This is a genomic window from Bacillus sp. FSL W7-1085 (genome assembly GCF_038595035.1).
GTDB classification, from domain to species: domain Bacteria; phylum Bacillota; class Bacilli; order Bacillales; family Bacillaceae; genus Bacillus; species Bacillus altitudinis.
The window spans coordinates 1,814,405-1,838,539 of the sequence record NZ_CP152000.1; the positions used below are offsets into that span (position 1 = coordinate 1,814,405).

General features: G+C 41.0%; 20 protein-coding genes. 1 reads left to right on the plus strand and 19 read right to left on the minus strand.

What is annotated here, in order from left to right:
• Positions 1-5 precede the first annotated feature (5 nt).
• The 4 genes from MKY11_RS09270 to MKY11_RS09285 all read right to left on the minus strand — a co-directional run bounded on the left by MKY11_RS09270 (position 6) and on the right by MKY11_RS09285 (position 4,987).
• Positions 6-407 carry a MerR family transcriptional regulator gene (locus MKY11_RS09270; protein ID WP_017367349.1) on the minus strand — a complete coding sequence of 134 codons (402 nt, stop codon included), beginning with the start codon at positions 405-407 and terminating at the stop codon, positions 6-8.
• A gap of 236 nt (positions 408-643) precedes the next feature.
• A complete protein-coding gene (locus MKY11_RS09275; protein WP_335352839.1) occupies positions 644-2,110 on the minus strand; it encodes a glycoside hydrolase family 1 protein in 1,467 nt (488 codons plus the stop codon).
• A gap of 23 nt (positions 2,111-2,133) precedes the next feature.
• Positions 2,134-4,026, minus strand: a complete 1,893-nt coding sequence (locus tag MKY11_RS09280; RefSeq protein WP_342502075.1) for a beta-glucoside-specific PTS transporter subunit IIABC — start codon at positions 4,024-4,026, stop codon at positions 2,134-2,136.
• Positions 4,027-4,144: 118 nt separating this feature from the next.
• On the minus strand, positions 4,145-4,987 hold the full coding sequence (locus MKY11_RS09285; protein ID WP_144680422.1) for a PRD domain-containing protein: 843 nt from the start codon (positions 4,985-4,987) through the stop codon (positions 4,145-4,147).
• 375 nt (positions 4,988-5,362) lie between these two features.
• Between MKY11_RS09285 and MKY11_RS09290 the strand changes: the two genes are divergently transcribed.
• The gene (locus MKY11_RS09290; protein WP_007499277.1) at positions 5,363-5,671 is read left to right on the plus strand and encodes a DUF4870 domain-containing protein; all 309 of its coding nucleotides are present in this window, start codon (positions 5,363-5,365) and stop codon (positions 5,669-5,671) included.
• 54 nt (positions 5,672-5,725) lie between these two features.
• Here the strand turns inward: MKY11_RS09290 and MKY11_RS09295 are convergent, their stop codons facing one another.
• The 15 genes from MKY11_RS09295 to MKY11_RS09365 form a co-directional block, all read right to left on the minus strand.
• Positions 5,726-7,129, minus strand: coding sequence for a HAMP domain-containing sensor histidine kinase (locus tag MKY11_RS09295; RefSeq protein WP_342502076.1), 1,404 nt, complete (start codon positions 7,127-7,129; stop codon positions 5,726-5,728).
• 2 nt (positions 7,130-7,131) lie between these two features.
• Complete coding sequence (locus MKY11_RS09300; protein WP_096881480.1) at positions 7,132-7,839, minus strand: response regulator transcription factor; 708 nt, start codon at positions 7,837-7,839, stop codon at positions 7,132-7,134.
• Positions 7,840-7,970: 131 nt separating this feature from the next.
• Complete coding sequence (locus MKY11_RS09305; RefSeq protein WP_342502077.1) at positions 7,971-9,236, minus strand: glucuronoxylanase; 1,266 nt, start codon at positions 9,234-9,236, stop codon at positions 7,971-7,973.
• 41 nt (positions 9,237-9,277) lie between these two features.
• A complete protein-coding gene (locus MKY11_RS09310; RefSeq protein ID WP_342502078.1) occupies positions 9,278-10,822 on the minus strand; it encodes a glycoside hydrolase family 43 protein in 1,545 nt (514 codons plus the stop codon).
• A 223-nt stretch (positions 10,823-11,045) separates the two neighbouring features.
• Positions 11,046-12,506, minus strand: a complete 1,461-nt coding sequence (locus tag MKY11_RS09315) for a CoA-acylating methylmalonate-semialdehyde dehydrogenase (protein WP_342502079.1) — start codon at positions 12,504-12,506, stop codon at positions 11,046-11,048.
• A 362-nt stretch (positions 12,507-12,868) separates the two neighbouring features.
• A complete protein-coding gene (locus MKY11_RS09320; RefSeq protein ID WP_342502080.1) occupies positions 12,869-14,200 on the minus strand; it encodes an alpha-glucosidase/alpha-galactosidase in 1,332 nt (443 codons plus the stop codon).
• Positions 14,201-14,231: 31 nt separating this feature from the next.
• Positions 14,232-15,062, minus strand: a complete 831-nt coding sequence (locus MKY11_RS09325; protein WP_039167804.1) for a carbohydrate ABC transporter permease — start codon at positions 15,060-15,062, stop codon at positions 14,232-14,234.
• Entirely contained in the window at positions 15,062-15,994 is a 933-nt protein-coding gene (locus MKY11_RS09330) for a sugar ABC transporter permease (RefSeq protein ID WP_045034787.1), read from the minus strand. Before MKY11_RS09330 ends, MKY11_RS09325 begins: the two co-directional genes overlap by 1 nt.
• 30 nt (positions 15,995-16,024) lie before the next feature.
• Positions 16,025-17,281, minus strand: coding sequence for an ABC transporter substrate-binding protein (locus MKY11_RS09335; RefSeq protein WP_342502081.1), 1,257 nt, complete (start codon positions 17,279-17,281; stop codon positions 16,025-16,027).
• 217 nt (positions 17,282-17,498) lie between these two features.
• Positions 17,499-18,539, minus strand: coding sequence for a LacI family DNA-binding transcriptional regulator (locus MKY11_RS09340; protein WP_326242006.1), 1,041 nt, complete (start codon positions 18,537-18,539; stop codon positions 17,499-17,501).
• Between the two features lie 183 nt (positions 18,540-18,722).
• Positions 18,723-19,415 carry a D-allulose 6-phosphate 3-epimerase gene (gene alsE / locus MKY11_RS09345; protein ID WP_039167812.1) on the minus strand — a complete coding sequence of 231 codons (693 nt, stop codon included), beginning with the start codon at positions 19,413-19,415 and terminating at the stop codon, positions 18,723-18,725.
• Positions 19,416-19,432: 17 nt separating this feature from the next.
• Positions 19,433-20,695: a PTS ascorbate transporter subunit IIC gene (locus MKY11_RS09350; RefSeq protein ID WP_268382090.1), complete on the minus strand. Its 1,263-nt coding sequence runs from the start codon at positions 20,693-20,695 to the stop codon at positions 19,433-19,435.
• A 25-nt stretch (positions 20,696-20,720) separates the two neighbouring features.
• Positions 20,721-20,987 (minus strand): PTS sugar transporter subunit IIB, encoded by a 267-nt coding sequence (locus MKY11_RS09355; protein ID WP_017359544.1) that lies wholly within the window; start codon positions 20,985-20,987, stop codon positions 20,721-20,723.
• A 15-nt stretch (positions 20,988-21,002) separates the two neighbouring features.
• On the minus strand, positions 21,003-23,075 hold the full coding sequence (locus MKY11_RS09360) for a BglG family transcription antiterminator (RefSeq protein ID WP_342502106.1): 2,073 nt from the start codon (positions 23,073-23,075) through the stop codon (positions 21,003-21,005).
• 536 nt (positions 23,076-23,611) lie between these two features.
• Positions 23,612-24,085: a GNAT family N-acetyltransferase gene (locus MKY11_RS09365; RefSeq protein ID WP_039167822.1), complete on the minus strand. Its 474-nt coding sequence runs from the start codon at positions 24,083-24,085 to the stop codon at positions 23,612-23,614.
• Positions 24,086-24,135 lie beyond the last annotated feature (50 nt).

Here is a 24,135-nt window from a genome sequence, read left to right on the forward strand (position 1 = left end):
TAGGTTTATTGATCATCCTGCTTCGGAACACGAAATGATTCCAGGTAGACTTGTACTTTTTTTTCAGGGGTTTTTAATAAGTTAGATAAAAGGTCTTGAATGAGACGAAGGCTTTTAATTTTCTTTTCAATTTCTTCATGTTTAAGATGGACAATTTGTCTTAGGGTATCAAGGTCTATGTCTTGACTTAGCATGTCCATAATTTCAGCTATTTCCTTTAATGAATAACCGAGCGTTTTCGCATCTTTGATCAATTGAATTTTCACAACATAGTCGTCTGTATAGAATCTGTAACCGTTTGAACGTCGTCTTGGAGCAGGTAATATGTTGTGCTCTTCATAGTAACGAATTGCGGCAGGACTCACTCCTGTTTTTTTGGCAAGTTCTCCTCTAGTCATCAACTCCATCGTTACTCCTTTTTTATTATTTTGTTTTACTATATGTACATTATAAAGGTTGAACTACACTTCAAGGTCAAGGTGAAACATTTTTCGGCTAACTTTTATTATCAAATGATTGTAGCAAAGAGATCTCTAGTGCTTGCTATGACATCATTAAGGTTACTTTTCGGTAAACAAATAAAACACCATCGCACCCGGCCAATTAAGGCGGATGCAATGGTGTCATCATTATTCCATCTGGATTATGATAAATCTTCCCCATTTGTTTCAATCACTTTTTTGTACCAGTAGAAGGAATCTTTTTTGTAACGATTTAATGAACCATTCCCTCTGTCGTCTTGATCTACATAGATCAAACCATAGCGCTTACTCATTTGAGATGTTCCGCAGCTAATTAAGTCAATACAACCCCATGGTGTATACCCCATTAAGTCGACACCTTCTTTGACTGCTTCTTTCATCTGTTCAATATGTTGTTTTAAATAATCAATTCGATAATCGTCGTGAATTTCTCTGTCTGGTGTCAATGTATCTCTTGCGCCAAGTCCATTTTCACAAACAAATAAAGGTTTTTGGTATCTGTCATATAGTTTAATTAATGAAATGCGCAGACCCATTGGATCAATTGGCCAATCCCATTGTGATAACTCTAAATGCTCATTTTTGATTGGACTATCAAAAGTACCCGCTAGCTCAGCTGCATCTTCTCGCGCTTCTGCTACGTGCGACATATAGTAGCTGATCGCCACAAAATCAACAATGCCCTCTTTCAAAATTTGCTCATCCTGCTCTTCGATATCCAGCTTTATGTCGTTATCAGCAAAATATTTCACCATGTATGTTGGATATTCACCTCTAGCTTGAACATCCGGATAGAACATATTCAATTGGTTCGATTTTACCGCTTGCAGCTGGTCCTCTGGTTTCGTTGTTTTTGCATAGGCTTCTATTTGGTTAATCATACAGCCAATTTGTGCATGTGGAATGATTTCTTTTGCAGCCTTCACTGTGAGAGCGCTGGCGATAAATTGGTGATGTGATGCTTGATACGCAGCCTGTAATTTATGGTCTACTAGGTCCTCTAAAATTCCAGCACCGGTGTAAAGGCTGTTGAGGTTCATATTCATTTCATTGAATGTAATCCAATACTTCACTTTATTTTTATATCTTTCTAAAATGGCACGGGCATATTTTTCAAACAACGGGACAAGCTCTCTACTCATCCAGCCATTATATTTCTCTGTTAAAGTAATCGGCATTTCGTAATGAGACATCGTGACTAGCGGTTCAATTCCATATTTCGCACACTCATCAAATACGTTATCGTAAAAAGCCAATCCTTCTTCGTTCGGCTTGTCTTCTAAACCAGTTGGAAAGATTCTTGCCCATGAAATAGACAAGCGAAACACTTTAAAGCCCATCTCTGCAAATAGTGCAATATCCTCTTCATATCGATGGTAAAAATCGATTCCGCGTCTTTTCGGGAAATCAAATTCATCGGGTTGTTCCTTGTATCTTGTTAATTCAGCTGAACTCACATCGAAAGTAAAGTTGTTCACTTTTCCTTTTTCATAAGGATCTTTATATGCAGCAAAGTCTGATGTCGACAGGCCCTTGCCACCTTCTAAGTATGCGCCTTCTATTTGATTGGCAGCAGTTGCGCCACCCCATAAAAAATCATCTGAAAATCCTTTTTTTACATTCTTCATTTCAATCATCCCTTCTCTTTATATTAGTGAATAAGCATTAAGAGCTTATTTTGACCTGCGGTGACATGAGCGTCACCTGTATGAATCACATCAAGGTATTGCGTTGAATTTGTGACGATAATAGGTGTCACTACATCTAAATGGTTTGATTGAATTCCTTCTATATCAAACGATAATAAATGATCCCCCGTCTTCATCTCATCGCCCTCTTTTACGAGTACATCAAAGAATTGGCCATTTAGGCTGACGGTATCAATCCCCACGTGGATCAATAATTCAATCCCATCATCTGAAACGAGTCCGATGGCATGTTTAGTAGGTGTAACAGTCACTACTTTTCCTGAGAACGGTGCTTGTACCACCCCCTTATCAGGCAAAATTGCGACTCCCTTCCCCATCATTTCACTTGAGAACACGGAATCATTCACTTCAGATAAAGGAATGATCTTTCCACTCATAGGTGCTTGAACTTCATAAGGGGTTTTTTGCTTAGATATTTGTTGATTCTCTGTACTCTCAGTGTGATTTGGCTTTTCTGCTGTTTGCTCGTTAGCGGCCGTGACAGACTCCTGAAATCCAAGGAGAATGGTGATGAGAAGTGACACGATGAAGCTAAGGGCGATTCCAATCAGAGCCAGCTGAAAATTATTTGTCTCTTTCATAATGTAAGTTGGCAGTGAAGTAATGCCTGGGATCGAAAAGGCTGTCGTTTTAACTGAAAATAAACCGTAAAAACATCCACCGACTGCGCCGCCAATTAATGAAGCATAAAAAGGTTTTTTTAGTCTAAGTGTGACTCCATAAATGGCTGGTTCTGTGATCCCGAAGAAACTAGGAAGCAATGTTGAAAGCGCTAATGACCTTGTTTCTACCCGCTTGGTGCGGATGATGACACCTAACACAGCGCCTGCTTGTGCCATATTCGCAATGAAATTCATCGGAAGCAGCATGATATCGTAACCCACTTTTTCAAAGCTGGCTAACGTGCTTGGGAAGAATGCGTAATGCATTCCAGTTAACACAATGAGTGGCATCAAGCCTCCCATTAATAAACCGGCAATCGGACCAGCGAAATTGAACAAAGAAGTGAAAAAGATTTCTAAATATTGCCCAGAAACGTTCCCAATAGGAGCGATAAAAGCCAGTGTAAGAGGAGCTGTGATCATCAGGCTCAGTACCGGTGTAAATACGATACTTAAGGATTTTGGGATCACTTTTGTTATCCACTTATCGACAAAACTTAGTAATAGCACACCTAAAATAATAGGTAATACAGAAGATGTGTAATTATTTAGTGGAATACTTAATCCTAAAAAACTTAACGGGTCTGCTCCTTTTGCTGCACCTTCGAGCATCGTTGGATATAGTAAAATTCCTGCTAATGCGAGTGCGAGAGATTCTCGCGTTTTAAATTTCTTCGCTGCCGAATAAGCAATGAGGAAAGGTAAAAAGTAAAAGACAGCATTTGAAAAAATCTGAAGTACTTGATAGGTAGAGCTTGTCTCCGCCAGCCAGCCTAAGCTAACGAACAGTGCCATGATCCCTTTGATCAATCCACTACCAACAATCGCTGGCAAAATAGGTGTGAAAATCCCGCTGATCACATCGAATACGACTTCAATTGGATTCATCTTTGACGTGTTTTTAACAGGAGCCGAATCATTGCTGCTATGACCTGCCAGATGATCGATTTCCTCATAAACCTCTGCTACCTTTGCTCCAATAATGACTTGGAACTGTCCACTTTGGAATTGAGCACCTAAAACACCATCTAATGTTTTCAGCTCATCTACTTTTACCTGTCTTTCATCGTTGAGATTAAATCTTAGCCGTGTGATACAATGCCAACTTTGAGATATATTTTCGGTTCCACCAATTAATTTCACAATTTTTCCAGCCAATTCTTTGTTTTTCATGCCTTCACCCCTTCATTTTCACAAAAAAAACCTAAACAAAATCCACCATAGAAAAGATCATTCTTTCTCATGGAGATTTGTTTAGGTTAATGCTTTTTCATAACACGCCTAAAAGAAATCATTTATTTTTTTGGTGTTCCTTTGTGATTCTCTCAATATGGATGACTAAAAAAACAAGTTCGTCTTCTGTCACATTCCAATTGAATTCTCGTTTTAACATTTCTTTGATGATCAATCCGCAGGCATAACTCTTCATATAACGATCCTGTATTAATTCTTTTAACGAGTCATCCATCTGCTGCGGTGGTTGATTGGTTTCCTGCCTGACAATAAAATATCTCAAGTGGGTAATAAACCTCGAATAATTAATGGATGATTTATCCAATATCATCTCGAAAATATTTTGAATAATTTTGACGATTTCTTTCGTAAGGTGAGTCATCTTAATGGTGTCTCCCATAGACTGACCATCTATTTGAGCGTTTACAAAATGCAGGGCAATGAGTGAAGCTTCAGTATCTTCAAAAGAAATGCCCATCATCTTTTGAATAATTGTCAGTGCTTTTTTCCCGACTTGATATTCTTGAAAATAGAGATGTGGAATTTCCCACACAATGGGGTTTTCATACGCCATTTTTTCTTCGTGCCTTTGAATAGCGAAAGTGAGATGATCGGATAGCGAAAAGAGCACGCTGGAACCTAACTTCTTATTCAACATCTCTTCGCCTACGCGAATGATTTTTTCAGTTAATAAAAGGATATCAGTTGGGATAGCGGCAAGTTGAGATTCTAATGGAGACGTCTGATCAGAATAAAATGTCTTACTGACAGCGCTCTCATCAAGGGTATCACCTTTCTTCTTTTTAAAACCTATTCCTGTTCCAAACACAACGACTTCATTTTGAGCCTCTGTTAGAGCTAATACAATATTATTATTTAAAACTTTAACGACGGTGAACATCCTCATCCCACCTTACCTAAAATGCTAAAAAAAGCATAAAAAAACACCAAAATCTCAGCAAACAACGTACAAATGTACAATCTGTTTACCTGACTTGGTGGTGCCTGATCATATCAGTAACACTCCTGCATCGGTTACGACTTTATTTTATACAGAGGGAATGACCAAAGTCAACTATTTTTTCAGAAAAAATAGATTGAAATACCTATAATGATTTTATCTTGCATTGATCATTCTACAGTTTAACAAATTTAAGGTTGCTGTAAGGTTCGGATTAATACGAGTTAAGGTTGAGGTTGTACAATGAGTTTGTAAGGAATTGAGGGATGAGTCAAATGGTCCCCTCTTCTAAATCAATCATAGAGGTGAAAAGCTTTGAGAGAAAATAAAATTTTGTCTTCATTATGTTACTTCAGTATCTTTTTTGCACCATTTCTATTTCCGATTATCGTTTATTTCTTAGGAAAAGACGAAGTGAAATACCATGCGAAAAAATCACTATGGACACATATTATTCCTTATTTGATTTTCGGCCTTGGGATTGCCGGTTCAGGTTTACTTGGCATGAACGATATCAGTCATGCTGGTCCGTTCTTAATTGCAACGTATGCTGTGACATTCCTTGTGGCGATCTACTTTTTCATTTGGAACATTGTGAAAGGCATTAAAGTGTTTTCGGAATAAGAGTTAGAAAAAACGGTTCTGTGATTGAGCAGAACCGTTTTTTTGTATGTCCGTTTAAGCGGGTAATTGGATATCAATCGTTGTTCCTTCTCCTAACATACTTTGTATTGTAATATCTCCCCCGTGTTTTTGGATGATATCTTTTGCAATCGCCATTCCAAGACCTGAGCCTGCATGTGTCCCTCCTGTATTCGTCCCTCTATAGTAGCGGTCAAACACTTTTTCTAGCTCTGCCTCTTCAATTCCTTTGCCGTTGTCTTGAATGGTGATGTGGGTATGTTCTTTTTGTTCAAGCTGTACAATGATTTTCACATCAGCATCATTGTGAACAAGGGCATTTAAAATAAGATTGGTGACCGCTCTTCGTATGAGGATCGTATCAATATTCAGCATAAGCTTGTCTACATTCGTTTGCAGCTCAATGGTCTGATCTGCATATCTCGAATCGTTGAGGATATCAATTAACGTTTCACGCAGCAATGGCACAATGTTCACCAGCTCTTTATGCAGCATCACGTCGTTATTTTTCAGCCTTGTTGTTAAATTGAGATCCTCCATCACATCTTTGATGTACAGTGATTTATTCTCAATGATGTCAGCGTAATGTCTGATATCTTGTTCTGAAAGAGGATAATTTGGATCTTTCATGATTTCTGCATAGCCTTGAATAGAGGATAATGGTGTTTTAATATCATGAGAAATATGACTGATCCACTCTTCCCGCATTTGCTCTAATTTGTCTTTTTCTTTTTGGCTTGAAGCGAGCTGCTCGGATAAGTGATTGACATTATAGAACACATCTTTATATATTCCCTTAGTTGGCAGATTCGTCGTATAATCTCCGTTTGCGAGCCGCTGAATGCCGTAAATGGCACGGCCGAGCGGTTTGATGAGTTGCCGGCTGAATAAGTATCCAATGAATAAGGCAATGATGGCATCAATCGATAATAAAATCATCGTCCCGATATTGAATTGCGATATTAATTCTTTCGTATCAAAAGAAAATAAATATTTTCCGATGGAAGGGTCCTTAAATCCGATGAAGTAGCTGTATTCCTTACCCTTTCCATTTTTACCGCCAGCATAGATCGTCGACATCAATTGCTTATCTTTATATTTATGTAAGTTTACAATTTCTATAGGTGTGTATTTGCTCTTTATGCCTTTAGGTGCTAGTGCATGATAGACGTCTTGTCCATTTTCGTCTAATATTTGAATCCACGCATTTTGTTGTTTTAAGGCTTGCTGTCCTTCTTTACTCACAGTGATATTTTGATCAGACAAGGTGATGTATTGTTCAAATGTTCTTGTGAAGGTTTCCGGCGTATTTCCTTCGTTTTGCTGACTGCTTGCTTGTAGTACAAGCCATATCATGAATCCAAATAAGTTAATAAAGACCGTGATAATGGTCACGATAATGACAGAGACCATGTATCTGCCTGTTAATCGCCATTTCATCTTTACGCATCCTTTACAACAAATTTATAGCCAAGCCCTTTGACCGTCACGAGAAATTCTGGTGTAGATGGGGAATGTTCTATTTTTTCCCGAAGTCTTCGTATATGTACCATCACTGTATTATCAGAACCGAAGAAATCCTCTCCCCAAACCGCTTGATAAAGCGTTTCTTTACTGATCACGCGATTCGGATGCTGCAAGAAATAAGTCATCAACATAAGTTCTTTCGGAGTGAGCTCAATCGCCGCTCCGTTTTTCGTCAGTTCGGCTTGCTGCTCGTTTAACTCAAATGGGCCTTTTTTGATCACGGGCTCCGCTTGAGAAGGCTGTAAGTAGGATGACCGTCTTAGCTGGGCTTTTACACGGTAGGCGACTTCTTTTGGACTGAACGGCTTTGTAATATAATCATCACCGCCAATGGCAAGTCCTACAATTTTGTCTGATTCCTCTCCTTTTGCTGATAAAAAGATAATCGGAACATGTGAGACATCTCTGATTTGTTTGCAAATATCGTAGCCTTCTCCGTCTGGCAGCATAATATCCAGTATGACGAGATCTGGTTGTTCTTGATGAAATTGCGTGAGCCCATCACGGGCAGTTGAAGCTGTTAACACCTGGTCAATGCCTTCTCTTGTTAATACGGTATGGATTAATTCTAAAATTTCTTTTTCGTCATCTATAATCAATACTTTGCTTTGAACCTTTGGCATGATGATCACTCTCCTGAAGTCATTGTTATTATTATACCCAAAGTGTTGACGTCGTGAAAAATCAACTTTCTATTTACACAGAAAAAAGCCAATTTTCTTTTTTAATGAGAAAATTGGCTTTTCGTGTTTCTCTAGCGTTTGACCACAAATGTTGTCACACTTTGAGCAGGGAGATGAGCCCAAAATTGATTTCCTGATATGTTTAAGTCAGTTCCAGGCTGAAGGTTGCTGCTGCCGCTCGTCACCCATCTAGACGCCTGAGAAACAGAGCCATTTTGCACGACGAAGTGTTGATTGACCCCTGCATTGTTTTTATTAATCGCGACAATGACGACCTGATTGTTTCCTTTGTAGGCTGAGACGAAAACATTCGGTTCAGGGCTTTTCGTTGCATCAATCCTGACGTACCCTGGACGCACAAACTTGGAGAAATGCGCCATGTTGTATCCACGTTTGCTAATCATTCCATCTTCTTTCATAGGACCGTATGATCTCCGGATGTACCACCACACATACGCCTGAAAGTCCCCTTCCACCATTGAATGGTGAATATGCTCTGATACCCCTAATGCCTCAGGCCAGCGGTCCGCTGAATTGTTATCACTATTCGGATAGTAGACCTCTGTCATCCATAGCTCTTTCCCTGCCCCTTTTTGTTTGAAAAGAGGGTACGGAAGCTGGCTAATTTGGGTTCCGTATAGATGTGCGCCGAGAATGTCCATATTTCCAAGCGCCTGCGGATCGTTTAAGATAGGATCTGAGATATTTTTAAGGTATTGAAACGATTCTGGTGCAATCACACGTGCATTAATGGAGCCGGCATTTTCTCTCATGAATCGCAGGATTTCCTGAGGTGTCCACCATGTCCATTCGTGTGCATAATCGGGCTCGTTTTGAACAGAAATCGCATAAAGATTGACTCCGTTGTTTTTCATGTAAGTGACAAAATCATTCAGATGCTGAGCATATGCTGCGTATTGATTGTATTTAAGCCGCTTGGCAGGTGATCCATTCCGGTTGAATGTTTCAACCATACTGCTTGGAGGATTCCAAGGGGAAGCAATGACTAGAGCACCATGCTCGATCGCTCGTTTGGCCGTCGCGACTTCTCTGCTCCAATTGTTTCTGTTTTCGTCTACATAAATTCTAAGAATGGAAAACCCTAACTGATTTTGTCCATTGCCAAAGGCGGTTTCCCTTTGTGGTGCTGTCAAATCACCAATCCAAGCTGGATGGTTCATTCCGCCAAAACCACGAATCACTTGTCTTTCTGCGTTGAGGTTAATGTTTGCGTCAGCTGCTGATACTTCAGCTACTCCGGGCCCTATGAACATGACAGACAGCATGGTGAAACACACCAATAAAGCAAGCATTGGTTTTTTTATACTTGACATCAAATTCCCCACTCCTCTATCAAACATTTAAGCACCTTTATTCGCTACCTTTGAGTAAACTGCCAAGAATCAAATTGGAATAGATTTCCCCCGCCTGTTCCGGTAAAGACAAAAAATACGTTGTGCACTCCGGATGCGCCGTTAATCGATGTTTCTATTTCCCGCCAGTTTTGTGTTCCACCGGTGGAAGGGACATTCAGTGTACCGACCAGTCTGCCGTTCGCGCTGCCAAGGCGTACTTCTATTTTCCCGCCTACTGTCGATGCGACATTGGCTTTAAATGTTCTAGCGCCATTTGAACCAAAGTCTACATTCCCTAAAGCGACCCAATCGCCATTTTGAATATTGGTGACATGCTGGTTATTCACTGGTCCTCCGGGTGCTGACGAGGCTTCTGTCAAAATGCGTCCATTCCAAGCGAATGTTTCAGCTTCAACACGTTGATATGGATTCAGATTAGATAGCTGTTTCACTCCTTCATAATTGGCTGCTACTTCTCGAAGGGAGCCATCTGCATTATGAACCAGCTTGTTAATATGTGGAGAGCGATAGCCTTTGCCGCTTCCGTATAATGCAGAGCTAACGGTTTGCGTATGATACACCACATACCACTCATTTTTAAAATTGAACACCGCATGATGGTTGTTACCGCCGCCACCAAAAAAAGCACCCGGATTTTTCAGAAAGTGTCCTTTATACGTGAAGGGTCCCATCGGACTTGAGCTCGTCATATAGCCGATTTCACCAGGTGGTTTATCAGCAGGATGTGAGCCACCAAAATTGATGCAATAGGAATAGTAGTAGGTTCCGTTATACTTATGCATCCCTGAGTCTTCAAACATAAAAGGAGCATCAATGGTGGATGCGCTACTGGCCACACTTGTCATATCAGCACCTAGCTGCAAGACTCTTGCTGTTTTAGGATTTGCCCATTGTCCCTGCGTTGGATTGGAACCGCCTGGAACGCCTCCGCCGGCATATAGATAGCCAGTGCCGTCATCATCTACAAATACGGCCGGATCAAAAAGCCATACAACTCCGGACATGCCAGGTGTACTTGGCGTAACGAGTGGTTTTCCAATCGGATCAGTCCATGGGCCGATCGGGCTGTCTGCTGTAAGGACACCTATCCCTCCGCCGCTGTTAGCGAAATAAAGGAAAAATTTATCCTTTCCGTTGATCTTCTTTACCGCTGCTGATGGGGCCCATGATGCGCCTGCCCATTTGGCAATGCCTCTGCCGCCGTTTGCCCCATTTGCCCCCGCTACTGGAATCGCTCCGTGATCGGTCCAGTTGACCATATCCGCCGAAGAGATGACGAATACTCTATTCAGATTTGCAAATGAATTGTCCTTAATCGTTCCGTTGCTTTGATATTCATAGTCATCACTCGACATATAAAGGTACACTCTTCCGTTATAGGTAAGCGCAAACGGATCTGCTCCTAAGTGATGGTCAATGAGCGGGTTTGCATTTCCTACTTGCTTGGCAATAGGAGTGCTTGCCGCATTCGCTTCATATACCGGCAAACAACTCAGTACCAAAGTGAAAATCAATAAACAAACGCTGCACTTCATCCTCGTCCTCATCGTGTCATTTCCTCCTGTTTTCATCTTCCTGATATTGGGGTTTAGGCCCAATTTCAAATTATGTTGATGTTTCGTGATGAAGAATGAATACAAAGAATGATTTCTCCCTGTGAAACCCTGTAAAGAGTGCGATGAAAACCCTTACTTTTTAACTAGAAGACAACAAAAAAATGCAGTCTCCATGATGGAGCTGCATTCTTCCTCAATGTTCAATAAATGTAGGCTACATATACCGAGCGGTCACCATTTTCTTTCTCGTGTAAAACTCTACTCCGTCTGTTCCATTGGCGTGCAAGTCTCCGTAGAAGGAATCTTTCCAGCCGGAAAATGGGAAGAAAGCCATTGGAGCAGGAACACCAATGTTAATGCCTAACATGCCGGCTTCGATGTTTTCACGAAATTCTCTTATGCTTGAAGCGCTGTCTGTGTATAGGCAGGCACCGTTTGCGAATTTTGATTGATTGGACAGGTCGATTGCTTCTGCGAGTGATGAGACACGGACAATGGATAAGACTGGGGCAAAAATCTCGTCCTGCCAGATTTTCATTTGATTTGTGACATGATCAAAGATCGTTGGTCCGACAAAATACCCTTCTCCATTTGTTTCGTTATCTTGTCTGCCATCACGAATCAGGCTTGCGCCTTCTTCAATTCCTGATAGGATATATTGAAGAGTTCGTTCTTTATGCTCTTTCCGAATGACTGGTCCGAGAAAGACATCTTCATTTATTCCGTTTCCGATGACAAGCTGGTTGGATTCATCGACCAATTGTTGAATCAAGTCGTCCGCCACGTCTTCTTCCACTGCGACAACGGCTGCTGCCATGCAGCGTTCACCTGCTGATCCAAAAGCAGCGCCAATGATCTGTTTTGTTGCCGATTCTAAATCAGCATCTTTCAAGACGATGGAGTGATTTTTTGCACCGGCAAGTGCTTGTACACGTTTACCATGTGCTGTCCCTTTTTTATAGACGTATTCTGCGACTGGCTGAGAGCCGACAAACGAAATGGCTCTTACCTTTTCATGTTCAAGCAGACCGTTTACTACATCGTGAGCGCCATTGACAATGTTGAGCACACCTTTTGGAAGTCCCGCTTCTTCAAATAGTTCTGCTAACCGTGCAGCAAGGATTGGCGTTCGTTCTGAAGGCTTTAAAACAAATGTATTTCCGCAAGCGATGGCAAGCGGGAACATCCAGCATGGGACCATCATCGGAAAGTTAAACGGGGTAATGCCGCCGATGACGCCAATTGGGTAGCGGTACATGCCAGACTCTAGACCAGTCGCAATATCAGGCAGTTGTTTCCCCATCATTAAGGTTGGTGCACCAGCGGCAAATTCCACACATTCAATTCCTCGCTGCACCTCTCCTTTTGCTTCTGTTACACTTTTTCCGTTTTCCAGCGTGACGAGTTCAGCCAACTCATCCCATTTCTCAACGAGTAACTGTTGGTATTTAAATAAAATACGTGCCCGCCGGGGAACAGCTGTTTTAGACCAAGTGGTGAACGCTTCCTGTGCTGCTTGGACTGCATGTTCTACATCCGTTTTTGTTGAAAGCGGTACTTCTGCGATGACTTCGCCAGTAGCTGGATTATAAACAGCTTCCGTTTGATTCGTTTCGGCGTCCACCCATTGTCCGCCAATATAATTTTTCAACGTTTGTACATCTGTTTTGGTCATGTTCCCTCTCTCCTCTTTGTTTGGATTGTGATGCAATCGTGTGTTGATTTATCGTCATTGTCTCATCTAAGGGGCCTTCATCTGTATACACTCTTTGTCAAATGAAACCACAGTTTTGCTTTACGTTCTGATAAAACATGTGAAGTCTATACCTTCTAGCCGAAGATCTGTCCCCCTTTTAGGTCGTTTTGTCTGTATGTCATGTGGCATGATCATGTTAACTAATTGATGATGTATTTTTGGTTAACTGTTGGTTAACTTTAGAAAAATCATAATATTAAAAACGCTTTCAGTCAATGATCAGTTTGTTGATTTAAAAAAGCCTGATGCCAAGTGCATCAGGCTAAGACTGTTTATGTTAGTTATTTAGAAGAAATTGCGTATTGACTCGGCTCTGTATAATCCGGGAGCATCTCCCCGTGTGCTTCAATTAATTCATTACATAGTTTGATGGTGTCATCAATTGATAATTCAGCACTTGTATGCGGGTCTAATAATGCCGCTTGGTAAATGTGTTCTTTTTTGCCGCTGATTGCAGCTTCAATCGTCATGAGCTGTGAGCTGATATTGGTCCGGTTGAGTCCAGCCAATTGTTCAGGTATCTCTCCGATATAACATGGCATGATACCGCTCCGGTCTGCGACACACGGCACTTCGACACAGGCTTTTTCCGGAAGATTGTGAATGAGTCCTCCTGTGTTCAGTACATTTCCACCAAATTTAAAGGGAACGTTCGTTTCAATCGCTTCAATGATACGTGAACCATATTCTTTAGAGCGCGTATGCGTGATTTGTGTGTTTCCCACAAGGTCATGTTTCATCGTATTCCAATTGTTGATTTGTTCCTCGCAGCGTCTTGGATATTCATCGAGCGGAATGTTAAACTGTCCAATCAGTTCTGGATAACGAGATTTGATAAAATACGGATGATATTCTGCATTGTGCTCTGAGGATTCGGTGACATAGTAGCCGAATTTATCCATTAGTTCAAAACGAACCATATCTGGATGTCGTGTTTTTTGTTTTTCTTTTGCTCTTGCTTTGATTTCTGGATACAAGTCTTGACCGTCCCGTTTCACTTCTAATAACCATGCCATGTGGTTAATGCCGGCAATTTTTTCTTCAATGCCTTCATGGTCCATTTCAAGTGATTGAAATAAATCTTTCGTACACACCTGTACGCTATGGCAAAGACCAACCGTTTGAACCCGAGTATAACGCAGCATAGCGCCAGTCAGTGTGGCCATTGGATTCGTGTAATTTAATAATAAGGCGTGTGGACATACCTCTTCCATATCCTTTGCGAAGTCCAGCATCACGGGAATGGTTCGAAGTGAACGGAAAATACCGCCGATGCCAACCGTATCCGCAATCGTTTGTCTTAATCCATATTTTTTTGGAATCTCAAAATCAATGACAGTGCTTGGCTGATAGCCTCCCACCTGGATGGCATTGATGACATATTTCGCATTCTTTAAGGCTTCTTTCCGGTTGTGATACGACTGAATAGTCACATGTGCACCGTAGTTCTCTTTTAAGTGACGCAGCATCGTTTCTGATTCTTTCAGCCGGTTGTGGTCGATATCATATAACGCAAATTCAAAGCCGGCAAGTGCGGGAACGAACAGACAATCTCCTAATATATTTTTAGCAAACACGGTACTTCCTGCACCGATAAATGTAATTTTAGACATAGACGACACTCCTTTTTACATCAAGGTTGGATTACCCTTTAACAGAGCCTTGAGACAGCCCTGCGATAAAGTATTTTTGCAAAAGTAAAAACATCGTGACCATTGGCAGCATCGCAATGAGAGCAGCGGCGCCAACGAGCTGGAGCTGGTGTTGATTTTGACCAAAGAAATTGGATAAGGCGACTGTCAGTGTATGCATCTCTTTATCTTGCAAGAAGAAGATGGCAAATTGATAGTCGTTCCAAATATACACACAGGCAATGATTAAAACAGAAGCGGTAATCGGCTTCAGCAGCGGAAAAACGACGGTGAAAAAGACTCTAAGTGTTCCCGCACCATCAATACGAGCGGCTTCTTCAAGCTCCTTTGGAATCGTCGACCGGATAAAACCGGCATATAGAAAAATCGTCAGTGGCAAAAAAGCAGCAACATTGTTTAAAATAGCGATTTGATAAGTATTCATCATGCCAATTTGTACAACCATTTTGTATAGCGGGACAAGGGCGGTGAGCGGCGGTATGACCATAATGGCAATGAATAAGAGATACACCGCTTGATTCAGCTTTGTTCCTCTTCTTGCGAGCGGATAGGCGGCAAGTGATCCAAAGATGATGAGTAGGGCAGCCGAGCTGAACGTAATGATCACTGTATTCAAAAAGGACTGGCCAAGCTGAGCATCTGTCCATGCCATGCGAAAGTTTTCAAAATGAAGCGTTGATGGGAACAGCCATTTTGAGCTAAAATCTCCTATCCCCTTTAGAGAGGTCGTGACTAAAATATAAAATGGAATCAGGTGCAGCAATGTTATCAAAAGGGCTAGTAAGGAGTACCATCTTTTCTTTCGTTTATAGGCGTTATCCATCACACCTCGGTCTCCTTTCGTTTGAAATAAATGAGCGCTGCGACACTAACGACAAGGATGATGACAGCCATGAAGACACCTTGCGTCGCTGCATAGCCTGCATCCTGCCGTTTGAAATACAAATCGTACATAAAAGTCGACATCGATTGCGAGGAATCTCCGGGTCCTCCGCCAGTGAGCGCGACAATGACATCAAATAATTTAAGTCCACCGATGACATTGAGCACAACATTGATGGTGATAGATGGCATTAAAAGTGGTAATGTGATGCGCCAAAATTGCTGAAGACCTGAAGCTCCGTCGAGTTGTGCTGCTTCATAATAATCTTTAGGAATGCTTTGGAGTCCTGCTAAATAAATGATCATGGCAATCCCGACGAATTGATACGTATTCACAAACACAATGATCCAAGTGTTTAGCTGCGGATTACCAAGTGCATTCATTGGATCAAATCCAAAAAAGGTAACAACGTCGTTTAAAGCACCACCTTGGTACGCAAAGACAAAATACCAAATATAGCCCATGGCAATCGGGCTGATCATGACGGGTAAATAGATCACCGTTCTTGTGATGGCTCTCATTTTTAAACTTTGATTTAATAAGAGTGCATATCCAAGACCAATCATATTTTGTAAGATGGTGCTCCCGATGCCGTAAATAAGGGTATTTTTCACAACAAGCCATGTAGTTGGATCTTGTAGTAGCCGTTTGTATTGATCCAGTCCGATCCACTTATACTGTTGTGAGAAACCGTTCCAATTTGTAAAAGAGAGCTGAATCCCGTTAAAAAAGGGATAAATGATAAAGGTACTGACAACGAGAACAGCAGGCAGATACATCCACCAAAGTGAAGAATTTTGGCTATTTTTCATCTTCTGTTTGGGAAAAGAGGTAAATGTCGCCGCCTGTTTTTCTTTTGTGATGTCACTCATTGGCTTCACTCCTGTTTCAGCATGAGCCTGCTATTGTTTTTTCAGACGCTTATATTCCTCTTCCATTTTCTTCGATAGTTGTTCCGGTGTGATGGAGCCTGCTAATAATTCTTGACCGGTCGTTGCCATGACAGCCCACATGCCGCTCGGTAAGTATTTCCGATCAAAATATGGTTCAATCTTAATATCTTCATATTGCTCGTAAAATGTAGAGTAATAGTTTTTGGCTTTGACTTCTTTTAAAGCCGTTTCAGAGGAAGTGCCCTCTGCGATTTTTTTTGCGTTTTCAGGCTTTGCTAAAAAGTCAATGAATTGTTTTGCTTCTTTTAGATGCTTTGAGTCTTTCCATGCCGCAACAGTAAAGCGTTCCCCGCCAATCCAGCTTTGCTCATCTCCTTCATGAATCGCTGGTACGGGCATAGTGCCTACTTTGATCGATTGATTGAGTTCAGTCGCCTCAGGTCCTAAAGATCCTCCCACAAAGGTGAAAGCAATTTTGTTTTGTGCCATCAGCTCAGGTGCTTGGGATAGTTTGGCCGTGAGTACATCTTTGTTTAAAAGGTCTTGATCTTTCAGCTCCTTCATAAGCTGTGCAAGCGGTGTATAGTGAGACCAATCAAATGATCCATTTTCAAGGTCTTTTCCGTATTGATGTTTTTGATCGGTAATGAGTAAAGGCGTTGCCAGCTCATCAAAGACTTGGGCAATATTTGAATTATCGCCTCCTGGAATCCAGAGCGGCACAACGTCTCCTTTACTTTTTTCTTTGACAGTTTGTAAAGCACTTTTCAGTTCATTCAGTGTTTTAGGAACTTTTATGCCATATTCTTTTAGTAGATTGGCATTAAAACTAAGTCCGTCTTTTGCTTGATTCAGCGGATAAGCATAGACTTTGCCATCTTTGTCTTTTAAAATTTGATCGAGTGAAGGATCGAGTTGTTTTACCCAGTCCATCTCCTTTAGATCAGCCACGTATTCGCTATATCGCAGCTTGGCCCAGCCGTGTGTATCAAATAGGTCTGGCATGTCGTTTGCGCCCATTTTGACGCGTATCATATCTTCATAGCTGTTGCCAGGGAAGTTTGCATCAATTCGGATGTTTTGATGTTCTTTTTCAAAGTCACGGATCACTTCTTCAAATGCCTTTCTCTCCCCGCTGTTGCTCATTGTAGAGAATAGAGTCAAGGTCACTTTTCCGTTTGCTTCAGACGCACCGTTATTGCCACAAGCAGACAAGATCATCGACAAAACTAGAGCTGCACACAGCATCAAAATTTTTTTATTCATCGTTTCCTCCTTTTGATCACTGAAAATTCAGACGATTATCGGTAGAATTCATGCAGTTGCGGAAACAAAAGAAGTCCATTATACTGGAATTCTATTCTTTTCAAAGAGATAAGAGAGCAATTGGGTGAACTGCGTTGTTTTCAGCATGATCTGGCCATCATGCTCAGCAGCTCCCTTCCTGCTTTTTTGTCTCTTTTTTGTTTACTGAAATGCTTATTCACCCCCTTTCATGGATTGGGCATGTGCTGCCTCTTTGCATGAGTTTTGTTGGCACGACGACTTTTAAAGGAAGCTTTCTTCCTTCTATCCGCTCAAGCAAAAGCTTTAGACCTACTTCCCCCATTTCTTCTGTATATACTTTAACCGTTGTGAGCGGCGGGCTTGAAAAGGAAGCGGCTTCGATATCATTAAACCCCACGATTGAGACATCTTGAGGTACACGAAGGCCGTCTTCATGTAGCGCTCGCATAGCGCCTATTGCCATAGAGTCACTTCCGATAAAAAAGGCTTCTGGAAGCTTTCCTTTCTGAATGGCTTTTTGCATAAGCGAGTAGCCTTCTTGCATCGAATATTCGCCTATGTGGATGTCATTCATATGAAGAGTTCCCGCTTCTTGCATTCTTTTGATAAAAGTTGTTTGTCTTTCGTCCTCAATCACAGCATTTCCTTCGAAATAATGCTCCCTCTCTTTCCCGCCAATATAGCCTAGATGTGTGTAGCCGAGAGATTGCAGATGACGAATGGCACGATCTGCCGCTCTGACAAAATCCACATGTACACAATCATACAAATCTTCATCCGCATAATGATTGATAAAAACGATATGTTCCATTCGGTTTGTCATCTTTTCAACCGTATCAGGGCTGATTCGTCCAATGACAATCAAACCGTCAATATCCTTTAGTATCGCCCCTTTATCCATGTTTCTTAGGCGAAAGGTGTGGAGAGTAGACAGACCTTGTTTGGCATATTCTTTTTCAATTCCTTTTCGAATCGATGAAAAAAAAGGATCATTTAATTCTTCGTCAATGGATTGGGCGACAACGACACCGATGACTGGGGATGCGGGTGGGCTTTTTACTTCTGCTTGATCGGCTTTTCTTGCTCTGACTGGGGTATAGTTTAATTTCTTGGCTATGTCGAGGATGTTTTGTCTTGTTGCGTGTGAAACGGCAAGCGTTTGGTCGCCATTTAACACACGGGATACAGTAGAGACGGATACTTTTGCATCATGAGCAATATCTTTGAGTGTAGTCATAGGCAAACTCCTCATCATTTTTGACTAAATGTTTACTAAAGATATTTGAAGAATAACACATAAATAAAGCGCTTTCAATTATAAATTTGTGCTTTTATGAAGTTTTTGAGTATGTTTTGATAAGGAGATAGTTTGTTTAGTAAAATTGCGTAAAAAAGAGGATGGGCTTCATCCTCTTTTTTACTAAGGTGATTTCATTGTGGCTGTTTCTTTTGCGAACAATTGCTTCATTATTTCCCATGCTTTATCTAATTCTTCGTGAAGTCCAAATAAACCTGAGGTGCCGATGATGTAAATTTCATTTCCTGCCTCAGCAAGCAATCGGAACGTGCTTTCATTACAAGAGCCGTCTACCTCAATTGAAAATGAGTATCCCCCCTTCTCTTTGATTTCTTTCACCTCTTTCATTTTCGGAAGCATTTCTTTGATAAAAGGCTGACCAGCAAACCCTGGATCAATTGTCATGATCGTCACCCGGTCTATTAAATGAATAAAAGCATCTAATGCTGCAACTGGTGTGGCGGGATTGAGAACAAAGCCGACCTCACACTTTCTTTCGTGGATATGCCGAATGATTCGAAAAACGTCTCTTTGCACCACTTCTGGATGTAAACAAATCATCGTTGCGCCTGCATCAATACATGCATCAATTAAAAATTCCTGAGGCTGTTCGGCCATTAGATGAACATCAATCGGAACGTCTGTCAGTTTCCGAAGTTGTTCAATGAAAAAGGGTGATAAGGTCATATTTTTTACATAGTGACCATCCATGACGTCGACATGATAACGGTCTGCCCTTGTGTTCAGCAGCTGAATTTGTTCACGGAAGTGCGTTAAATCCATGCACATCAGTGAAGGTGAGAAAATAGCTGTCATCCTGAAATGCCTCCTTTTTAAAGATGAAATATAAATTTGATCAATCCAATCAAGATTCCGATGATACCGAAGTCTGTATCGCCAAATGTTGTCCCTTCAAAGCCAAGAGTGCCTAACACAGGAAGTAAACAAGCTGGTAAAAATGAAAGGAGTATTCCATTCACAAAGGAACCGGCGACTGCACCTCTCACTCCCCCTGTTGCATTGCCATATACGCCCGCTGTCGCACCGCAGAAAAAGTGCGGCACAAGTCCAGGAACAATGACAGTTAAACCAAACAAAGGAAGAAGGAAAATAGACACGATGCCTCCAGCAAAACTGCATAAAAAACCGATGATCACCGCATTTGGAGCAAATGGGAAAACAGTTGGCGCATCAAGTGCCGGCTTTGCCCCTTTGACGAAACGATCGGCAATCCCTTTGAAAGCAGGCACAATTTCCCCGATTGCCATCCGTACACCTGCTAAAATAATGTACACCCCAGCAGCAAAGGTAATGGCCTGAATGAGAATGAAGACAGCAAAGTTCGTACCACCACTAATGTTTTCTATATATGAAATTCCCGCAAACGGTGCAATCGCAAAGAAAAGCAAAGCCATCGTAATGGAGATGGCCACCGATGTATCTCTTAGAAAACCGAGTGATTTAGGCACTTGAATGGTTTCCGTTGATTTCTCTGGGCGCCCGACCCATTTGCCGATCATTCCCGCTGTAAAATAGCCGAACGTACTGAAATGACCGAGCGCCAGATCATCACTTCCAGTGACTTTCCTTGTAAACGGCTGAAGGATTGCGGGAGCAATGACCATCGCTGCACCTAATACGATTGAACCAGTGATGATCAGCAGCGTTCCTTGCATGCCGGCTGTTGACAGAACGACTGCAAGCATAGCCGCCATATATAGCGTATGATGACCAGTTAAAAAGACGTATTTAAAGGGTGTGAATTTTGCCAAAAGCAAATTGACCACCATACCAAAAATCATAATGAGCGCTGTCTGTGTACCGAATTCCTTTTGGGCAATGGCTGCCATGGCATCTGTATTTGGGACAACCCCTTGAATGTGAAACGCTGCTTCAAACATCTTCCTGAAAACCCCAAGTGAATCAGATACGACTGTGGCGCCCGCTCCTAATATTAAAAAACCCATTGTTGTTTTTAAGGTGCCTGATACAGTATCGGCAGCTGACTTTTTCTGCAAAAGTAAACCAGCCAGTGCAAACAAACCGATGAGAATTGCGGGTGTGCCCAATATATCGTTCATGATCAGTTCTATCATGATGTGAATCCCCCTTTTTCGTGGCTTATATGTGTTTGCGAAGGACGTCTTTAATGGCTTCCTGGTCTAACAAGTTATTTAATCCAGCGACCTTTCTTGTGCCGTCATCCAGCTGATCGATAATGTCTGTTGCTCCGATATAGAGGTCTGCTTGTTCATTTTTGCTTGTACTGAGATCGGTGTGATCCACTTCCGCTAAAAGTCCTAATTCTTCTAAAGCCTTTTTGACATTCATTTCAACAATAAAGCTGCTTCCTAAACCGTTTCCGCATACAACTAGAATTTTTTTCATTCTCTTTTTCCTCCTTTATACTTGTGAAAATTGATTGATTAGTTGTTGGATGGTTGCTAATTCCTCTGCTTCAATCAATTGTCTCACCCGTTTTTCTTCACTTAACAGCATCGTCAGCTGTTTGAGTGCTTTCAGGTGGGTCATACTGTCAATGGCAGCTAATACAATGATGAGCCGAACTTGCTTTTTTCCATCCTTTGAAAAGAAAACGGGCTGATGACATGACATAAGTGACATGCTTAATTTGTTCACGCCATCCTCTGGCCTGGCATGCGGAATCGCCACTTGTGGCGCAATCACAATATAAGGGCCATTTTGATGAACAGACTGGATCATCGCTTTCACATAACTTTCCTGAATCGCTTGTTGATCAATTAAAGGCTGCGCTGCTTTTGTAATGGCCTCCTGCCATGTGTCTGCTGTTTGCTGGAGCTGAATGGTTTCTTCTGTTAATAAATCGTTTAACACTGGTTTCCACCCTTTCTGGTGTGATACATATGTCGAATGAAGCAGCTCCTTCAAGTCATGAAGCAATGCTTTTTCATTTTGAACGATGGTATGCTGCTGAATGATATTGAATAAAGCATTCACATGTTGCTCATCAAGCTTAGGTTCTGAGCCTTCTCCATATTGAAGCAATGTTTTTTTCTCATAAGCAGTGAGAATAGGGTGAACGAGATGAACAGGTTTTCCTTTAAACGAAATAGGTGTCGTTGACACAACAAAGTCGGCATCAATGGATGTTAATTCTTCATATGAACGTTTTGATAACAGTCCGCGTATGTCGATGTAACCGATTAATTCAAGAAGCTGCGTTTTCAGCATGTGACTTGTGCCAATTCCTTCTCCGCAGACAATGTAAATAGAACGTTTCGCAATCGACGAAATCCCTTCTCTTCTCATCCAGCCGCCAAAATGCATCGCCACATAGGCAATTTCATGATCGCTCATCTTTGAACAGGTCGCCTTCTCTAAATGGCAAGCAACCTTTTGCGTGATGTCAAACACCTCTGGCTGTGCATGTTTCATGGAATCTGTTAATTCATTGATGATATCAATGTGATAGATGAGCCTATAATAGGCAGGAATTAAATGCATGGTTAAGTTTTGTTCCAAGACTTCTACTTCCTGGAAGGAAATACACGCATAACGCTGAAAGTCAATGATCATTTGTCTCGCAATGGTTCGAATGAGATGTTCTTCTGGTTTTTGACTTGTTGGAAGTTTTTGTTTTTTGGCACTGAGCCATAGCGTACTAAGAAAATAGATTTCATCATCATGAACCAAAAGACTGGTTTCTTTTTGAATTTGCGCCATGAAACGAATAGCAGCCAAGCATTCATCTGTTTCCTGCAGTGTCCGTTTTTCTTCTGTTGAAATGTGTACAGCACGTCCTAGCTTCATCCGTTTAAAGTAGAAAAAGAGATCCATAGACAGCTGATCCAGCATGTCATCTGCAAACTCAAGCTTCAGATCTTGTTCGGACTGTTGAAGGAGAGCATGTATTCTCTTATATGAGATAGGACCCTTTAACCAAACCGATGGAAATGTTTTTTCATTTTTTATCATGTTGCGAATGAAATGAATATAAGGTTTCAGCGCCAACCGAATTGTTCTTTCTTCTCCTGAAATTAAATAGCCACTGGCCGCCTGATAATGAAGTGTAAGCTGCTGTTTTGAAAGTGCTTCTTTTAGTTGTTTCATATCTTCAAGCAGTGTATTGCGGCTTACCTTCGTCATCTCCATAAAATCATCAATTTTTAGATGCTTCTCACTGCATGCAATGGAAAGGAGCAAGATGGCACGTCTTTCTTTTACACATGGTTCATAGTCATGACCGACAAGAACAGTGTCAGCTTTTTCGATAATGACTTCTTTCTCGTGTGGATTTAAATAGTAGCCTCGTTGATCTTTTCGCTGGACGCCACTAAGCTGATGGGTTTCCAGCCAACTATTCATTCGCTTAATTTCAGCGTAGACCGTTCGAGTAGAGACATTCAGTCGATTCTGTAAATCTTCAATTGATAGATAAGTGGTCGTGTGAAGCAGCATCGATAATAAAGTCGTGCCCCTCTTGGTTAAGTGCAGTTGGAATCCCTCCCTTCTTCCCTTTGGTTATAAGTCTAATCAACTCACATGCGTCAAAGAAGTCCAAATGTTTGCAGTAAATGTTGTGCAACTTTTGGGTGCTCTTTTGCCATAAGAAAAAGCACACTCGCATGAGTGTGCTTTGAGCCTTTTGATCTTGGTTTAGCCATTTTTAAATACTCTAAATCAAAACCAACTGGACGACCAGTATTATCAATAAAATATACTGCACCTTTCTCGTTTTCTACAATTAACCCTTATTTAATGCTTCTTTCTCAATAACTTTATTTTTTGTATTAGGCAAATACTGTGCCTGCTTTCGTCCTGTTTCGCTAAATAGCTTAGCTTGTTCAGCTGTTTTGGCTTTTAAATGTTTAAAACTATATTCTGTAAAGGTAGCATTGTTGATTTGAGTTCTAAAATCTTTTCTGCTATTGAAAAAAGTTAAATAAATGAAAGGGTATAACATATTTTATATGACGAATATGTTATACCCTTTCTTCCTTAAACTAACTGTTAGCATAACAAGAAAATGATTATTTTATTTTTTTTAGCATTTTAAAATTATCCAACTTAACCCCCTTTTTTTCCACAGTTTGTGAACAAACAATTTTGTAACCTAGATGTTCAAAAAATGGCTTAGCTGTAATACTTGCTTCGGTATCAATTTCTAAAAGATTTAGTTTCTTTGCCTCAGATTCGAGCATATCAACTAAAGCTGTGGCTATACCTTGTCCTTGATAATCTTTATGAACGAATAGTCTATCTAAGTACCCGGTATGCGTTAAATCGCTAAAACCAACAACTTTATCATTCACTTTAGCAACAAATGTTATATTTTGACCCAATGATTCCTTCCAAGAATTCATTTTAGATTCTTTTTCATCTCTTGGTGCCCAAGCATCCAATTGTACTTGGGAATAATTTTTTGAATTTACGGAATGAACTGTTTCATAAAACAATGAAACAATATCTTTTGTATCAGTATCCTTAAACTTTATAATCTCCACTTTCTGTTATACCTCCCCTTATTAGGATAAGCATCCTATGTTGTTATTCT